Here is a 15549-nt window from a genome sequence, read left to right on the forward strand (position 1 = left end):
TGCGCGCACCATCCCGTTGCGTCCGCATCGGCCTGTATCGGCCTGTATCGGCCGACATCGGCCAGCCGCCTTCGAACCGTTTCCATCGTTTCCGCCTGCCCGCTTCCCGCGAACCGGTAAAATGCGCGCCTTCGTCGCGCGGCACGGCTGCCTGACCGTCCGCGCGAGCGCAGCCGATCGAGCGTCGCGACTATATCGTCCGAGCTATCCGCGCTATTACAATCCGCCGATAGCCCGACAATAGTGGCTGGTTACAGTACGCCGGCCGCGCTGCCCTTACAACAATTCGGCGCAAACAACAAGCAACACGACAACCCGACCGGAGAAACGTCTTCATGGAATCCATCAAGCGGTATTTCGGCTTCGCTGAAGCCGGCACCGACTTCCGCACCGAAATACTCGCGGGCGTCACCACGTTCCTGACGATGGCTTACATCATCTTCGTCAACCCCGCGATCCTCGGCGACGCCGGCATGCCGAAGGAATCCGTGTTCGTCGCGACCTGCCTCGTCGCGGCGCTGGCGTCGATCATCATGGGGCTGTACGCGAACTACCCGATCGCGTGCGCGCCCGGCATGGGCCTGAACGCGTATTTCGCGTACACGGTCGTCAAGGGAATGGGCTTCACGTGGCAGGCCGCGCTCGGCGCGGTGTTCATCTCCGGCTGCCTGTTCCTGCTCGTCACGCTGTTCCGCGTGCGCGAGGCGATCGTCAACGGCATTCCGAAGTCGCTGCGGATTTCCATTACCGCCGGCATCGGCCTGTTCCTCGGCATCATCTCGCTGAAGACGTCGGGGGTGATCGTCGGCAGCCCGGCCACGCTCGTCACGCTCGGCGATCTGCACAAGCACGAGACGATCCTCGCGATCGTCGGCTTCTTCACGATCGTCACGCTCGACCACCTGCGCGTGCGCGGCGCGATCCTGATCGGCATCATCGGCGTGACGATCCTGTCGTTCTTCTTCGCCGGCAACCAGTTCCACGGCGTGTTCTCCGCGCCGCCGTCGATCGACGCGACGCTGTTCAAGCTCGACATCGGCGCCGCGCTGTCGACCGGCATCATCAACGTGATCCTCGTGTTCTTCCTCGTCGAGCTGTTCGACGCGACGGGCACGCTGATGGGCGTCGCGAACCGCGCGGGCCTGCTCGTCGAAGGCAAGATGAACCGCCTGAACAAGGCGCTGCTCGCCGACAGCACGGCGATCGTCGCGGGCTCGGTGCTCGGCACGTCGTCGACCACCGCGTATATCGAGAGCGCATCGGGCGTGCAGGCCGGCGGCCGCACCGGCGTGACGGCCATCACCGTCGCGGTGCTGTTCCTCGCGTGCCTGTTCATCGCGCCGCTCGCCGGCGTCGTGCCGGGCTACGCAACCGCGCCCGCGCTGCTGTACGTGTCGTGCCTGATGCTGCGCGAGATGGTCGAGGTGCCGTGGGACGATGCGACCGAAGCCGTGCCGGCCGCGCTGACCGCGCTGCTGATGCCGTTCACGTACTCGATCGCGAACGGCGTCGCGTTCGGCTTCATCGCGTACGGCGGCCTGAAGCTGCTGACGGGCCAGGCCCGCACGGTCAAGCCGATCGTGTGGATCATCGCGGCCGTGTTCCTGTTCCGCTTCTTCTATCTCGGCAGCGAGTGATGCACGCGCCCCGGCGCGATGCACGATGAAACGACGCCACCTCCGGGTGGCGTTTTCGTTTGGCTACGCGTGCGGCGCACGATGCCCGGTCACACATCCGCCTCGCCGAGCACCCAGCGTGCGAAGGTCTGCAGCGGCCCTTCGCCGAGTTCGAGCGCGTCCGGCAGCACGAGACAGAAACGCTTGACCACGTCCCGACCGTCCGGCCAGGGCGCCGCGAGCAAGCCCTGCGCAATCTCGGTGTCGACGTACAGCAGCGGCACCAGCGCGACGCCGAGCCCGGCCATCGCGGCCGCGATCAGCATCGAGTAAAGATCGTAGCGCGCGCCGGCGGCCGGATTGCTCACCGGCAACCGCGTCTCGTGGACATACGCCGACCACGCATCTGGCGTCTGGCGCTTGTGAAGACGCGGCAGCGTGCCGAGCAGCGCGTCCGGATCCCCGCCGGCGAGCAGCGACGGGTGGCAGACCGGCACGAGCACCTCTTCGCATAACCGGTACGTATGCATGCCGGCCCATGCCGGATGCTCGAAGTGAATCGCGGCATCGAAACCGCTGCCGGCCAGCACGAACGGCTCGGCGCGATCGGCGAAATGCACGGTGATGTTCGGATGCCGCGCCTGAAACCGTTTGAGCCGCGGAATCAGCCAGCGCGTCGCGAACGTCGGCGTGACCGCGATGTCGATGCTGCCGCCGTCGCCGGGCTGCCCCATCATGTACTGGCTGTCGCGCTCGAGCCGGTCCAGCACTTCGCGAACCTGCGCCGCGTAGCGCACGCCGTTCGGCGCCACCCGCACGCGGTTGCCGACCCGCTCGAACAGCGTGACGCCCAGGAACGCCTCGAGCCGGCCGATCTGCCGGCTGATCGCGCCTTCCGTCAATGCGAGTTCGTCGGCGGCGCGCGCGAAGCTGCCGTGCCGCGCCGCGGCCTCGAATGCCATCAATGCCGAATTGCTCGGAATCCTGCGTCGCGTCACGGTTATGGGCTGTTGGAAAGAATGTCCTTGGCCACGGATATTCTCGGGAAAGTTGTCTTGGGGAATGTTGCAGGCGCTGCCTGCGTGCCTCAGCGAAATCTGGCGGCAAGCGGCGCCATTGAAATGCGCTTCAGCGTCCAGCGGCGTCAACGATGCTTGTGCGATGAACGTGCAAATAGTGTGCTGCAATCTATCACGGAACCCGAGCAGGTCCCCCGCTCAACGCCACCTCGCGGTTTCGACCAGCGCGCGTTCACACGATCGAAGGCCCGCCGTTGCGACGAACTTGCGACAGGTTCCATCGATTTCACGACGACTGGCACGCCATCCCGACGCGAAGCCGACGGACGGATGCCAAACAGAATCAGTCGGGACGAGTTCGTTCATTGCGGTTCGTCAAAAATTGACGTTGTCTCGCCCTTTCAGGCCCAACATTGCGCGCGCGTCGTCCGGCGTTGCGATTTCGAGTCCCAGTTCGGTCAGGATGCGGCTGATCTTGGTGACCTGCTCGGCGTTCGAAGTGGCGAGCTGGCCTCGTCCCATGAACAGGTTATCCTCCAGGCCGACGCGCACGTTGGCGCCCATGACCGCGCCCATCGTCACGAACGGCATTTGCTGGCGGCCTGCGGCGAACAGCGACCAGACGTAATCCTTGCCGAAAAGGCGGTCGGCCGTCTGCTTCATCAGCAGCACGTTTTCCGGGTCGGCACCGATGCCGCCCATCACACCGAACACCGACTGGATGAGGAATGGCGGCTTGACCAGGCCGATCTCGACGAAATAGGCCAGGTTATACAGGTGGCCAATGTCGTAGCACTCGAATTCGAACCTGGTGCCATGCGTGTTGCCCAGCGTTTCCAGGATGTAGCGGATGTCGCGGAAGGTGTTGCGGAAGATGCCGTCCTCCGTATTCTTCAGATAGGGCACCTCCCAGTCATGCTTCCACTCGCGGCCTTTTTCGGCCATGCGGAACATGGCGAAGTTGATCGAGCCCATGTTCAGCGAAGCCATCTCCGACGACGCGCGCAATGCGCCTTCGAGCCGCTGCTCCAGCGTCATCGTCACGCTACCGCCCGTGGTGATGTTGAGGACGGCATCCGTCTGCTCGGCGATGCGCGGCAGGAACTGCATGTATACGTCGGCCGACGATGAAGGGCTGCCGTCGACGGGGTTGCGCGCGTGCAGGTGGATGATGGCAGCGCCCGCCTGGGCCGCGGCGATGCTGTGCTCGGTGATCTGGTCGGGCGTGCACGGCAGGTACGGCGACATGGTCGGCGTATGCACGGAGCCGGTGATCGCGCAACTGATGATGGTCTTGCTCATGGATGTTCCTCGTCGTGTGGTGGAGGGAAAGCGAGTGAATCAGGCGGCTGCGGCCAGCCTGTCGTCGAAGATGGCGACCGCGCGCGTCCAACCGGCCGACGCGTTGCGGATCTTGTGGGGGAAGCAACTGATGAAGAAGCCATCCGGTGGCAGCGCCTCCAGGTTGTGCAACTTCTCCAGGTGGCAGTAGCCGATGTCGCGGCCGGCCTTGTGCCCCTCCCAGATCAATCCGGCATCGCGGCTCTCTGCGTATTTTTCGGCGGTATGGACGAAGGGCGCGTCCCAGCTCCACGCGTCGGTGCCGGTCAGGCGTACGCCGCGCTCCAGCAAGTACATGGTGGCGTCGTAGCCCATGCCGCAGCCGGCCGACACGTAGTCATCGTTGCCATAGCGACTGCCGGCCCGCGTGTTGACGACCACGATCTCCAGCGGCTGCAACGTGTGACCGATGCGCTTGAGTTCCGCATCGACGTCGGCGGCGTTGACCACGTAGCCATCGGCGAGGTGGCGAAAGTCCAGCTTCACGCCGGGCTGGAAGCACCACTCCAGCGGCACTTCGTCGATGGTCCACGCGCGCTTCTGTTCGCCCAGCGCCTTGTCCATGGTGCTGTGGAAGTGAAAGGGTGCGTCCAGGTGCGTGCCGTTGTGGGTCGAAAGCGTGACCTTCTCCACTGCCCAACCCTCGCCGTCGGGCAGGTCCTCCTTCTTCAAGCCGGGGAAGAACGGTTCGATCTGGTCGACCGTGTGCTCATGGGTGAAGTACTGGATCTCGGGCCTGAAGGCCGGCGGATCGGAGACGACGTCATTCTCCAGGTAGATGGACAAATCGACGAAGCGGCGTGTCATAAAAACCCTTGTTCTCGAGGTGCAGGTGGATGCGGCGGAATTCAATGCGCGGTGACCGCTTCTTCCGCGGGCAGCGCTTCTCCGGTCGGCAGCATCAGCACGGCCATCGCGGCGACCACGAACACGCCACCGCACACGGCAATGCTCGGGCCAAAGCCGAAGGCGCTGGACATCGAGCCCAACAGCAGAGGCGCGAATGCGGAGAAGCCGCGTCCCACGTTGAAGCAGAATCCCGTGCCTGTCGCGCGCACCTGAGTTGGAAACAGCTCCGCGAAATACGAGCCCATCAGCCCCGCGAAGGCCATGAAGAACGCGAACACCGGACCCAGCAACAGCAGGAGCGTCCGGTCGGAGGCTTGCACATAGAAGGGCAGCAGCAAGCCCGAGCAGGTCAGCGAAACAAGCAACGCCTTTTTCTTGCCGATGCGGTCCGCGATGTAGCCGAAAACGTTGTAGCCGACGAACATGCCGACGTTGAGCAGAGCCAGGAAGCGCGCCATCGTGCCCATTTCCAGCCCGCGTTCCTTCACGAGGAAAGTCGGCAGCCACGTGCTGGCGCCCCAGTAAGCGGCAAGCGCGAGCGCCGACGTCAACGTTCCCAGTAACGTCACGCGCAGAAGGGCCGGGGTGAACAGTGACGTCACGCCACTGCCGTTGCGAGTTTGGGTCGGCCCGCTCCCCTTGTGCTGCCGCTTCGCCTTCCACGCTTCGGACTCGGGCACTCGCAACCAGACGTAGACCATCGCGATCGAGACCGCTGCACCGCAGACGAAGAACAGCACGCGCCAGCCGTAGGTCGGGAGAACATAGGCGGCCGCGGCCGAGGCGACGGCTGCGCCGATGGAGAACGAACTCAGCACAAAGGATGTGGCTCGCGCGCGTTGGTCCGCCGGCCATGTCTCGTTCACGTGCGATGCGGCAAGGCTCCAGACGCTGCCCAGACCCAACCCTGAGAGAAAGCGCAGTACCAGCACTTCGCGCCAATCTGTCGCTGCGGCAATCGCCATCGTGAGCAGGCCGAAGCTCCCGAGCGACAACAACAGCACGGTGCGGCGCCCCCACCGGTCGGCCACAGGGCCCATGACCAGGCCACTGAGGCCGACGCCGAGCAGGGTTGCAGTGACGAGCAGCCCCGCTTGTGCCGGGCCGATCTGTAGCGATGCCCTGATTGCCGGCATCGCAATCGCCAGGATGATGATGTCCACGGCGTCGAACACGTAGCTTAAAAAGTATCCGATCAGCACGCGCCATTTCAAGTTGGCTGGGGAGTGAAGCATGGTGGTTGTCTCCTGGAGCCGCCGCAGCGCGGCGCTGACTGTACAGTCGTATAGTTTTCTCTACGATGTGAACTATACGTCCAGTCAGTCGGTAATTTTCCTAGGGGAAACCATGAGATGCTGCTGTTCTCCAGGCTCCCGCTCTTTGATGAATGGTCATCCCAACACAACGTCAAACGGCCCCGGTTGCGAAGAGGAAGTGGGATCCGGTGGCGGGCACGGCAAAACCGCTGCTTGCGAATGGCGGCGACCATGGCGCGGCCATGTATCCGCTTAAGACATCGCTGTGCGGCGTCAGCGTTGCAGCGTGGTTCGCTCACCTACAACCCACGCCCACATTGCACATACAGGCGCGTGAAGGTCCCCGTCCCACCTCTGACCGCAACAGATCAAATCAGTAATGCGAACCATCTCGCTCGCAACCGCTGAAGTCCGGGCGACGATTAGAAGCGGTGTCGAAGCCCTACTCCGAAGGTGTTGCCGGTGCCCGCGGTGCTGAGCTTGTCGTACAAGTAGCTCACATAGGTGTCGGTGCGCTTCGAAAGCGGATAGCTGTAAGTCAGGCCGGCGGTGTCGCGGTGCTGCTGCGTCGTCGCAGCAGACACGACAGTACGAGCCCATGAAGCGCCGATGCTGGACACACCGATCGTGATCGAGAAGCCGGTTTGCCAAGTTTTCGTTGAAAGGCCCAACGGATACGTCAACGTGCGGTCGAACGACGCCGACAGAGATAAGTACTGGAACTTGTAGGCGCCACCAACAAAATAGACGTTCTGATGCGAGGTCGCTGCGGTGAAGCCGGGCCCATACCCCGTGCGCTGCGCGACGGCGGACGCATAAAGCGGCCCCTGATCGTAGACGACGGCCGCGGAGATATCGTGCGCGCCGGTCCCGGGGATGCCGTATTGCACGGTGACTTTCGCGCCGGCTATGGCGGGCGATTCGTAAGAAACAGCGCTGTCCCAACTGGTGTCCCCTGCCACAGCTCGTCCGAAGTCTGCCATCCAGGTCTGGACCATGAGCGGGCTGAAGCGCGTGGAGCCTCCCAATGGATTCGTTCGGCCAGTGATGAAGAAAAGAGGATTGATGAGCCGTCCCGCCCGGATTTCACCCCATTGGCCCGAAAGCCCGACATAGGTGTTCCGCGAATAGGCGTTATCTCCCACGAACCGGCCAGCCTGCCCGGAGTTCAACAGCAGATAGCCCTCTATAGCAAAGTTGGCGCGGAGACCGCCGCCGAGATCTTCAGAGCCCCGGATGCCATAGAACGACGTGGTTTGGCCGCCACTCAGCATCGCCAGACTGCTACCGCTTGCTCCACTTGGTTTGAAGGATCCGGCAACCGCATCGAGAATCCCGTAGATCTGCACCGAAGACTGCTGCGCTATCGCCGCGGTAGAGATGCAACTGCCGAAAAGGAACGCAGCTCCTTTTAACTTCGTGGTCCTGATCATACCGATGTCTCCTCTTCCAATATTTCTATTGAGTCCGACTATGCCGCCGGGATGGCTGCCGATTGTTTTGTTGGCCAGTCGCGGCCCACGATCGCCACGGTTCGTTTCAAGCGAGCCGCTGTCACCCGATACTTGGGAGGCAGCGTCGAGAAATTCGTCGCCCCATGGTCAAGCACGGAGCTGACTGTACGTGTGTCTAGTTTTTTGTGCCACGTAGGATTAGTACCTATGCGAAGGGCACACGCTCCGGCCTGACTGAGCGTTCGTTTCCTACCCTGAAGTACAATCGGAGCCGATAACAACGGAACGAATACCTATGAGTCAGACGATGTCGCGCGACACGCAGCGTGGGCGTGGAAAATCCGACAAGAAGCCGGAAATGGACAAGCGCGAACGGGCGATTCTTGCGGCCGAGCGGCTTTTCGCTCGCGAGGGATATCACGGAGTTTCAATGCGTGATATCGCAAAGGAAGCAGAAGTAGGTCTTCCGCTTATTGTCTATCATTTCGAAACGAAGCTTGGGCTGTATAAATCAATTTTCGAATACCGAAAGGGGCTGGTTGAAGAGCGCCTGGCTCAGCTTGAGCAAATCACCGATTTTGATCAACCCGACATCTTGTTGAAGGTTGCGATGGCGTGGGTATCACCGATCGTTACGAGCTATGCAACCCCAGAGGGCCGGGAGTACGCGCAGCTTGTCGCGCGAGAGTTGTCCGATCCGCAGGAAGCCACGCGCGGCATCGTTGAAGAGTATTACGACCCACTTGCCAAAGCATACATCTCGGCGCTGAGACGAGCGCTGCCGAAGGCCTCGGAAGAGTACCTGTGCTGGAGTTATTTGTTCGCGGTTGGCGCGCTCGTTATGGGCGTATTCGATCATCGAATTGGACGACTTTCTGAAAACAAATTCGAATCAACCGATGTTGAAACAAAGACAAAAATGCTTGCTACATTCATTGCAGACGGAATTGGAGGCGGCGCTGATAAGTTTGAATGACTTGCAACGCTCGATATGAACTGACAAGTAAAGAGCATCGAAATCCGACGACCCAGCGAGCGTCGGGAAGCTGCGGAACGCCGTCGCGGCTCGCATCACGGGCGTCCTGAAGTCAACCTTGACCAAAGGTCAATGAACGGTGACGAATCATCGTTTTTCGGTCGTTCCTCGGCTAATTATCATGACAAAAACTCAACCACTCGAGCGTCGGCCGATACCGGAGGCCCGCGCCACCCCGTTGGAGATGTCATGATCTATGCCGTTGAATGCAGCTACGCCGATCCCGCTACCGAAGCCGAATGGAACGACTTCTACACCCGGATCAAGCTTCCCGCGCTGATCTCCGTGCCGGGGTTCCGCACGTCGCAACGCTTGCGCGCCGTCGGTGGCGACGGCCCCGTCTACCTCGCGCTGCACACGATCGAAAACGCCGACGTGCTGGCGTCGGTCGCGTATCGCGACAACGGCGGCGGCAACTTCGCGCGCTGGCAGCCGCACATCGTCGCGTGGCGACGCAACGTGTACGACAGCGCGGCCCCGGCACCGGCCGCCGCCGGTCATCAATGGCTGGCCGTTTCCGAAGATGCCGCCCCGTTCATGCAAGCAGGTATCGCCGCCACGGCCATTCATGCCGTCGCGCTGGACCGTCAGCCCGCCTCCCGATGGCTGGCCGTCCTTGACCGCGATCGGACACCGCACATGTCCGAGAAGTCCGCGGTGTCCGGCGCCGCGATCCGGCTCTATGAACCGATGGGCGAGCAGCTCGTCAGCGCGGCTGCACGCTGACGGAGCCGGCCATGCCCAGCGTCACGATTTTCATCGCGGAGGCGAACATGCCGTCGAACGCCGCGCTCGACGCGCTGACGTCCGCCTGCGCGACCCTCTGCACCGACGTGTTGCAGGCCGCACCCGGCACGGTCCACGTCATCCACGTTCCGGTCCGGCACGGCTGCGGACATCCCGTCAGCGCCGAAATCCGCTATCGCAGCCAACCGTTTCGCACCACTGAATTGATGGACCGCTTCATGGTCTCGCTGGATCGCGAGATGCTTCGCCACACCGGATGCGTCGCGCGCATCCGCTGCTTCGGCTACGACGCCGACCACCTTCACGCCCGACATTGAGCCATGAGCGAACCCCTTCCCCGCCTTTCGTATCCGTGCCGCCGAATCGGCGACTTTTCGGTCGTCGCGATCAGCGACGGCACGCTGACGGCCGGCCTCGACCTGCTGTCGAACATCGACGTGGACGACGCGACCGGGATCATGCAACGCGCAGGCATCGCCGCGCCGTCGAGCGTCAATATCAACTGCTACGTGATCCGCGGGAACGGCCGAACCGTGCTCGTCGACACCGGTGCCGGCGGCATCCGGAACTGGGGCGGCCTGCTGATGCCGTCGCTGACGCAAGCCGGCATCGACGCGCACGACATCGACACGATCCTGCTGACGCACGCGCACCCCGACCACATCGGCGGCCTGCTCGACCCGCACGGGCAACCGGCCTTCCCGCACGCGGAGGTCCTCATTCACGAACGGGAACTGGCATTCTGGCTGGACGACGCAGCGTTCGAGCACGCGAACGAACGCGCGCGCGGCAATTTCCGGATCGCGCGGCGCGCGTTCGATGCGTGTCGCCGCCGGCTGCGCAGCTTCGAAGCGGGCGCGGTGCTGCCCGGCATCGTCGCGGTGCCGCTACCGGGACATACGCCCGGTCACACGGGGTATCGGATCGAATCGCATGACGAGCGGCTGCTGATCTGGGGCGATCTCGTGCATTTCGCGCCGATTCAGGTCATGCGGCCGGACGTGTCGATCGCGTTCGATCACGATCCGGCGCTGGCCGTCGCAACGCGCGCGGCCATGCTCGCCGAAGCGGCTTCGGACAACCTGCTGATTGCGGGCATGCATCTCGCCGAAACGGGCTTCGCGCGGATCGCGCGAGCGCACGGCGAAACCGGTGGCGTGTATGCGCTCACCGGTGCGGCCTTCCGGGCATAGCGGGTAGCGACGCGCATCGTCGCGCGTGCGCGCGACCGGCACGCATGCGCCGATATGACACGGGCGCCGGTAACCGGCGCCCGCTCAGTCGCTGCCCGGTCGTCCGGCTCAGCGCCCGTTCGCCTCGTAGAAGCGCACGTAGCCGCTACGCAGCGTCACGCATTGCGCGCGCGTTTCGGACAGCAGCCGCCGTGCGGCCGCCTCGATACGTTCGCGATGCTGATCGTACGCATCGACCATGTCCTCGAAGCGCGGCGATGCCGCACCGAAATGGTCCTCCAGCGCCTCGGCCGTGATCTGACATTGAACACGCTCGCCATTGACCAACGCCATGAACCCGAGCATGAGGTCGCGCCCCGAATATTCGGGCTTCTCGTTCGTGAAATGGATCTGCATGGAAGCCGCCTATCGCCGGTAGAAAGCAAATGACCGCGTGCGTCGTCCGCTACCGGCCGGACGAGAATGTACGCGGGCTCGCCGACAGAGACACCGTTCGCGGGGGTATGGCGCGAACAATGCGTGCCGGTTGCATTCCACTTTAGACGGTTTCACGCAGGAGGCAACATTTCCGATGCGCGTGGTTCCGACGCGCATTTCGTCTGACCTGCGCGGCATCGGGCACCATGACGCATGGCGGCGTCAGTGAGGGTCGGTCGGCCAGATATTCAGCGAGATCGCTGCGGTCGTGGCGCCTACCGCGATGGCGGCAGCGCCGTATTGCACCGCGCTGGTCAGATCGAACAGCAGACCGTGGATCGCCACGGCGATGCCGCCCAGCATGATGAAGGTGGCGATGGCCGCCAGTACGACTCTCAGTTCCGTTCGAACCATGATGCGTCTCCCGAACGGATGCATGTCACGTCGCATGCGTGTTGCGATGCGGAACACGGCGCGTGCGTGCTCCCCTTCAATCATTGCAGGCACGTGCTCAAAATCAAGGGGTTTTTGTCCCCGGTCGCGTAACGCGCGCGGCGCTTGTATGATGGTGCGATATCGAGGCGGCGGCCGGGTTTGTTGCAGTGCGCAAGCGCAAGTCGGGATCGAGTGCCGGGCGTCGAGCCGGGTGAATGCTGAAGCGTGCACCGTGGTCGACAGTGACGCATGGGGTCCCAGTCCGCGTTGAAGCACCCGTCGAGGCCGACGTGAAGCAGGCGCCCAAGCAGGCGCTGAAGTGCTAGCCCGAGCCGACCGAAAAGGATGGGCCCGGGCAAAGCGCCGAAGGGCTCACGCCAGGCCGACCGCAAAGCATGGGACCGGAGCAAGCGCTGAAGCGCCAACTCGGGCCGACCGCGAAGCATGGGACCCAGGCAAGCGCTGAAGCGCCAACTCGGGCCGACAGGAGACAAGACATGCCTCAATCTTTCGTGCTGCCCGCCACCGCGGGCCGCACCGATCTGCTCGCGCAGGCGCATGCGCGTTCGACCGCGGTCGGCCTGCGCGCGAACGAGCGCCCGGATTTCTCGCCGCTGTCGCGGCTCGCACTGCGCGAGCTGCTCGACACGAACCACGCACTGTTCGCACACGCGCGCCCGGTGATGGAGGACCTCCACGCACAGATCGCCGACACGCAAAGCCTCGTGGTGCTCACCGATGCCGACGGCGTGATCCTGCACAGCATCGGCGACGCCGACTTCATCGAGAAAGCGAACCGCGTCGCGCTATGCAACGGCGTGTCGTGGGCCGAAGGCACCCGCGGCACCAATGCGATCGGCACCGCGCTCGCGTCCGGCCAGGCCGTCGCGGTACACGGCGCCGAACACTTCCTACGCGCCAACCACATCCTCACCTGCTCGTGCGCGCCGATCATCGACCCGTTCGGCCGCACGCTCGGCGCGCTCGACGTGAGCGGCGACCCGCGCGGCTTCAGCTCGCATACGCTCGCGCTGGTGCGGATGTCCGCGCAGCTGATCGAGAACCATCTGTTCGCGAACCAGTGCGCGCAGGCGCTGCGGCTGCGTTTTCACGCCCACGAGGATTGCGTCGACTCGCTGTTCGCCGGGCTCGTCGCGTTCGGCCCCGACGGCGCGCTGATCGCCGCGAACCGCAGCGCGCAATTCCAGCTCGGCGCGACGTTCGATACATTGCAGCATCAACGCTGCGATGCGCTGTTCGGCATGCAGTTCGGCCAGCTCGCCCAGCAGGCGGCGCGCGCGCCCGGCGCATCGTTCCGCCTGATGCTGCCGACCGGCGTGCGCGTGCTCGCGCGCTGCGAATTCGCGGAGGCGCACAAGACGACCGTCGCCGTCACGCCGCCCGCGCCTGCCGCGCGCGTGCGCGCGCCGGATCCCGACGCGATCACGTTCGCGACGCTCGACACCGGCGATGCGCGGATGGCCGCCGTGCTCGAACGCGTCGCGAAGATCCGCGGGCGCGACCTGCCGCTGCTGATCCTCGGCCAGACGGGCACCGGCAAGGAATGGCTCGCCCGCGCGCTGCACCACGCGTCGCCGCGCTCGGACGGCCCGTTCGTCGCGGTGAACTGCGCGGCGCTGCCGGATTCGCTGATCGAAGCCGAACTGTTCGGCTATGAGGACGGCGCCTTCACCGGCGCGCGCAAGCGCGGCAGCCCCGGCAAGATCGCGCAGGCCGACGGCGGCACGCTGTTTCTCGACGAAATCGGCGACATGCCGCTCGCGCAGCAGGTCCGGCTGATGCGCGTGCTGCAGGAACGCGCGGTGATGCCGCTCGGCGGCGCGCGCGCGGTGCCGGTCGACGTGCGCGTGGTGTGCGCGACACACCGCGACCTGCGCGCGATGATCGCGGAAGGCACGTTCCGCGAAGACCTGTTCTACCGGATCAACGGGCTCGCGGTCACGCTGCCGGCGCTGGCCGACCGCACCGACCTGCCGGCGCTGGTCGAACGCATCCTCGCGCGGCTCGCGCGCAGCGAGCCGATGCCGTGCCGTCTCGCGCCCGACGTGCTCGACGCATTCCTGCGCCACCGCTGGCCCGGCAACCTGCGGCAAATGACCAACGTGCTGCGCACCGCGGGCATGCTCGCCGAAGAGGAAACGGAGATCGCGCTCGCGCATCTGCCCGACGATTTCTGGCTCGACTGCGACGATGTCCCGGCGGCGCCCGCCGCACCGGCCCACGCGAGCGAAACGGCGACACTGCAGAGCCACCAGGCCGCGGTGATCGATGCGGTGGTCGCACGGCACGGCGGCAACGTGTCGGCGGCCGCGCGGGAACTCGGGCTCGCCCGCAATACCGTGTACCGCTACCTGCGCCGCCATTGACGTCGCCGGCCGGCTGCCCGACGGGCGCCGGCCGCGTCCGGCATCAGGTATGCTTCGCGCTTGCCTTGCCGCCGCCCGCTTCGCGCCATGACTGATCCCGATCACCCGCCTCTCGTGCGCATCGAGCCGCTCGGCGCGACGTTCGACGCACCCGATTCGCTGACCCTGCTCGAAGCCGCCGCGTTCGCGCACGTCAGGCTGCCGCGTTCGTGCCGCAACGGCACGTGCCGCAGCTGCCTGTGCAGGATCGTCAGCGGCAGCGTACGCTACACGATCGAATGGCCGGGGCTGAGCCGCGAGGAGAAGGCCGACGGCTATACGCTGCCGTGCGTGGCCGTCGCGACGTCGGATGTCGTGCTTGACGTGCCCGACGCGGAGATGATCGACTAGATGATCGCCTGAACGCGACGCGCAGTGGCGCGCCGTCCCGCAACCGTGACGGGCAAGCCCGTCGGGAGAATGTGATGACCCAGTCAACCGATCGCATCGAGAAAGAAGCCGTGCTCGCCGCCCCGCCGGCACGCGTGTGGGAAGCCATCAGCAATGCCGCGGAATTCGGCACGTGGTTCGGCGTCACCTTCGACGGGCCGTTCGAGGAAGGCCAGCCGCTGTTCGGCCGCATCACGCCGACGCGCGTCGACGACGACGTCGCCAAGGCCCAGGAGCCCTATGCGGGCGCTGTATTCGAAATCGTCGTCGAGCGCGTCGAGCCGAAGCAACTGTTCTCGTTCCGCTGGCATCCGTTCGCGATCGATCCGAACTTCGATTACTCGACCGAGCCGATGACGCTCGTCACGTTCTCGCTCGCCGAGCAGAACGGCGGCACGCGGCTCACGGTCACTGAAACGGGGTTCGACGAACTGTTCGAAGCGCGCCGTGCAAAGGCACGCGAAATGAACGATCACGGCTGGGCCGCGCAGATGATGCTGATCACCAAATATCTCGCGACGCACGCGTAACCGGCCGTTGGCCGGCATCGCCTGTTCACGCTTGTGGGCGGCGGGGATCGCCTGGATGACGCGGCCCGTCGCGATCGATGCGCCGTCGATCGCCGCCTGATGCGTGCGCGACGCGCGTCGATGCAGCGCATCGCGGTGAGCCGCGCCGTGGCATCATGCGCGGTGTCATCCTCGATCGCATAAACCGTCTCCCGGAGCACCGCATGACCATTCAGACCTGGATGCTGTTTGCCGCAGCCTATCTCGCGACGACGCTGTCGCCGGGCCCCAACGTGCTGCTCGTGATCCGCAACACGGTGCGCTACGGCACGCGCGGCACCGCCGCGACGATCGCCGGCAACCTCGTCGCGCAGGGGGTGGTGGTCATGCTGGTCGCGCTCGGCGTCGGCGCGGTGCTCGCCGCCGTGCCGCCGCTGTTCGTCGCGATGAAGATCGTCGGCGCGGCGTATCTGATCGTGATCGGCATCCGGCAACTGCGCGGCAGCCGCAGCCAGCGTTCGCCGGACGGCACCGCGGCGAGCGTCGAGCCCGACCGCAGGAAGCTGTTCCGTGAAGCGCTGTTCGTGTCGGGCAGCAATCCGAAGACGATGATCTTCCTGTCGGCGTTCATGCCGCAGTTCATCTCATACGATCGTCCGCTCGCGATGCAGTTCATCGTGATGTACGCGACGATCGCCTGCACCGTCGTCATCGTGCACAGCGTCTATTCGTTCGGCGTGCGCCGCCTCCATCGCGGCTTCGGCGTCGGCCCGTGGGTGCGCGCGGCCAAGCGCGCGAGCGGGCTGCTGTTCGTCGGACTCGGGATCAAGCTGCTGACTGCGCGGCAGGCGTAAGCGCCGC

General features: G+C 64.7%; 16 protein-coding genes. 9 read left to right on the forward strand and 7 right to left on the reverse strand.

Going from position 1 to position 15549, the window contains the following annotated elements; translation table 11 throughout:
- The first annotated feature begins 335 nt into the window (after positions 1 to 335).
- The gene (locus O1Q03_RS27280) at positions 336 to 1637 is read left to right on the forward strand and encodes an NCS2 family permease (RefSeq protein ID WP_269507151.1); all 1302 of its coding nucleotides are present in this window, start codon (positions 336 to 338) and stop codon (positions 1635 to 1637) included.
- 89 nt (positions 1638 to 1726) lie between these two features.
- Here the strand turns inward: O1Q03_RS27280 and O1Q03_RS27285 are convergent, their stop codons facing one another.
- The 5 genes from O1Q03_RS27285 to O1Q03_RS27305 form a co-directional block, all read right to left on the reverse strand.
- Positions 1727 to 2578: a LysR substrate-binding domain-containing protein gene (locus tag O1Q03_RS27285; protein WP_269507152.1), complete on the reverse strand. Its 852-nt coding sequence runs from the start codon at positions 2576 to 2578 to the stop codon at positions 1727 to 1729.
- 432 nt (positions 2579 to 3010) lie between these two features.
- Positions 3011 to 3937, reverse strand: a complete 927-nt coding sequence (locus tag O1Q03_RS27290; RefSeq protein WP_269507153.1) for a 3-keto-5-aminohexanoate cleavage protein — start codon at positions 3935 to 3937, stop codon at positions 3011 to 3013.
- A gap of 39 nt (positions 3938 to 3976) precedes the next feature.
- On the reverse strand, positions 3977 to 4783 hold the full coding sequence (locus O1Q03_RS27295; RefSeq protein ID WP_269507155.1) for a cyclase family protein: 807 nt from the start codon (positions 4781 to 4783) through the stop codon (positions 3977 to 3979).
- Positions 4784 to 4824: 41 nt separating this feature from the next.
- Entirely contained in the window at positions 4825 to 6060 is a 1236-nt protein-coding gene (locus O1Q03_RS27300; RefSeq protein ID WP_269507156.1) for an MFS transporter, read from the reverse strand.
- Between the two features lie 443 nt (positions 6061 to 6503).
- Positions 6504 to 7514, reverse strand: coding sequence for a porin (locus tag O1Q03_RS27305; RefSeq protein ID WP_269507157.1), 1011 nt, complete (start codon positions 7512 to 7514; stop codon positions 6504 to 6506).
- Between the two features lie 316 nt (positions 7515 to 7830).
- Between O1Q03_RS27305 and O1Q03_RS27310 the strand changes: the two genes are divergently transcribed.
- The 4 genes from O1Q03_RS27310 (at position 7831) to O1Q03_RS27325 (ending at position 10511) form a co-directional block, all read left to right on the forward strand.
- Positions 7831 to 8511 carry a TetR/AcrR family transcriptional regulator gene (locus O1Q03_RS27310; protein WP_269507158.1) on the forward strand — a complete coding sequence of 227 codons (681 nt, stop codon included), beginning with the start codon at positions 7831 to 7833 and terminating at the stop codon, positions 8509 to 8511.
- Between the two features lie 249 nt (positions 8512 to 8760).
- Positions 8761 to 9297 carry a sugar ABC transporter gene (locus tag O1Q03_RS27315; protein WP_269507194.1) on the forward strand — a complete coding sequence of 179 codons (537 nt, stop codon included), beginning with the start codon at positions 8761 to 8763 and terminating at the stop codon, positions 9295 to 9297.
- 11 nt (positions 9298 to 9308) lie between these two features.
- Positions 9309 to 9635 carry a hypothetical protein gene (locus tag O1Q03_RS27320; protein ID WP_269507159.1) on the forward strand — a complete coding sequence of 109 codons (327 nt, stop codon included), beginning with the start codon at positions 9309 to 9311 and terminating at the stop codon, positions 9633 to 9635.
- A gap of 3 nt (positions 9636 to 9638) precedes the next feature.
- On the forward strand, positions 9639 to 10511 hold the full coding sequence (locus O1Q03_RS27325; RefSeq protein WP_269507160.1) for an MBL fold metallo-hydrolase: 873 nt from the start codon (positions 9639 to 9641) through the stop codon (positions 10509 to 10511).
- Positions 10512 to 10619: 108 nt separating this feature from the next.
- Here the strand turns inward: O1Q03_RS27325 and O1Q03_RS27330 are convergent, their stop codons facing one another.
- Both O1Q03_RS27330 and O1Q03_RS27335 read right to left on the reverse strand, forming a co-directional pair.
- A complete protein-coding gene (locus O1Q03_RS27330) occupies positions 10620 to 10907 on the reverse strand; it encodes a DUF1488 domain-containing protein (RefSeq protein ID WP_269507161.1) in 288 nt (95 codons plus the stop codon).
- Positions 10908 to 11150: 243 nt separating this feature from the next.
- Positions 11151 to 11342: a DUF2964 family protein gene (locus O1Q03_RS27335; RefSeq protein WP_269507162.1), complete on the reverse strand. Its 192-nt coding sequence runs from the start codon at positions 11340 to 11342 to the stop codon at positions 11151 to 11153.
- Between the two features lie 518 nt (positions 11343 to 11860).
- On the opposite strand from O1Q03_RS27335, the gene O1Q03_RS27340 reads away from it, so the two are divergent.
- The 4 genes from O1Q03_RS27340 to O1Q03_RS27355 all read left to right on the forward strand — a co-directional run bounded on the left by O1Q03_RS27340 (position 11861) and on the right by O1Q03_RS27355 (position 15542).
- Positions 11861 to 13750 (forward strand): sigma-54-dependent Fis family transcriptional regulator, encoded by a 1890-nt coding sequence (locus O1Q03_RS27340; RefSeq protein WP_269507163.1) that lies wholly within the window; start codon positions 11861 to 11863, stop codon positions 13748 to 13750.
- Positions 13751 to 13837: 87 nt separating this feature from the next.
- The gene (locus O1Q03_RS27345) at positions 13838 to 14140 is read left to right on the forward strand and encodes a 2Fe-2S iron-sulfur cluster-binding protein (RefSeq protein ID WP_011659384.1); all 303 of its coding nucleotides are present in this window, start codon (positions 13838 to 13840) and stop codon (positions 14138 to 14140) included.
- A gap of 74 nt (positions 14141 to 14214) precedes the next feature.
- Positions 14215 to 14709 carry an SRPBCC family protein gene (locus tag O1Q03_RS27350; protein WP_269507164.1) on the forward strand — a complete coding sequence of 165 codons (495 nt, stop codon included), beginning with the start codon at positions 14215 to 14217 and terminating at the stop codon, positions 14707 to 14709.
- A gap of 203 nt (positions 14710 to 14912) precedes the next feature.
- Complete coding sequence (locus tag O1Q03_RS27355; RefSeq protein WP_269507165.1) at positions 14913 to 15542, forward strand: LysE family translocator; 630 nt, start codon at positions 14913 to 14915, stop codon at positions 15540 to 15542.
- Positions 15543 to 15549: the final 7 nt, after the last annotated feature.

Source organism: Burkholderia sp. IMCC1007 (assembly GCF_027257875.1).
GTDB lineage: Bacteria > Pseudomonadota > Gammaproteobacteria > Burkholderiales > Burkholderiaceae > Burkholderia.

Bases quoted from the DNA above. Each gene is read 5' to 3' on its own strand.
- O1Q03_RS27280 (WP_269507151.1), top strand. From the start codon at position 336: ATGGAATCCATCAAGCGGTATTTCGGCTTCGCTGAAGCCGGCACCGAC.
- O1Q03_RS27285 (WP_269507152.1), bottom strand. From the start codon at position 2,578: ATGGCATTCGAGGCCGCGGCGCGGCACGGCAGCTTCGCGCGCGCCGCC.
- O1Q03_RS27290 (WP_269507153.1), bottom strand. From the start codon at position 3,937: ATGAGCAAGACCATCATCAGTTGCGCGATCACCGGCTCCGTGCATACG.
- O1Q03_RS27295 (WP_269507155.1), bottom strand. From the start codon at position 4,783: ATGACACGCCGCTTCGTCGATTTGTCCATCTACCTGGAGAATGACGTC.
- O1Q03_RS27300 (WP_269507156.1), bottom strand. From the start codon at position 6,060: ATGCTTCACTCCCCAGCCAACTTGAAATGGCGCGTGCTGATCGGATAC.
- O1Q03_RS27305 (WP_269507157.1), bottom strand. From the start codon at position 7,514: ATGATCAGGACCACGAAGTTAAAAGGAGCTGCGTTCCTTTTCGGCAGT.
- O1Q03_RS27310 (WP_269507158.1), top strand. From the start codon at position 7,831: ATGAGTCAGACGATGTCGCGCGACACGCAGCGTGGGCGTGGAAAATCC.
- O1Q03_RS27315 (WP_269507194.1), top strand. From the start codon at position 8,761: ATGATCTATGCCGTTGAATGCAGCTACGCCGATCCCGCTACCGAAGCC.
- O1Q03_RS27320 (WP_269507159.1), top strand. From the start codon at position 9,309: ATGCCCAGCGTCACGATTTTCATCGCGGAGGCGAACATGCCGTCGAAC.
- O1Q03_RS27325 (WP_269507160.1), top strand. From the start codon at position 9,639: ATGAGCGAACCCCTTCCCCGCCTTTCGTATCCGTGCCGCCGAATCGGC.
- O1Q03_RS27330 (WP_269507161.1), bottom strand. From the start codon at position 10,907: ATGCAGATCCATTTCACGAACGAGAAGCCCGAATATTCGGGGCGCGAC.
- O1Q03_RS27335 (WP_269507162.1), bottom strand. From the start codon at position 11,342: ATGGTTCGAACGGAACTGAGAGTCGTACTGGCGGCCATCGCCACCTTC.
- O1Q03_RS27340 (WP_269507163.1), top strand. From the start codon at position 11,861: ATGCCTCAATCTTTCGTGCTGCCCGCCACCGCGGGCCGCACCGATCTG.
- O1Q03_RS27345 (WP_011659384.1), top strand. From the start codon at position 13,838: ATGACTGATCCCGATCACCCGCCTCTCGTGCGCATCGAGCCGCTCGGC.
- O1Q03_RS27350 (WP_269507164.1), top strand. From the start codon at position 14,215: ATGACCCAGTCAACCGATCGCATCGAGAAAGAAGCCGTGCTCGCCGCC.
- O1Q03_RS27355 (WP_269507165.1), top strand. From the start codon at position 14,913: ATGACCATTCAGACCTGGATGCTGTTTGCCGCAGCCTATCTCGCGACG.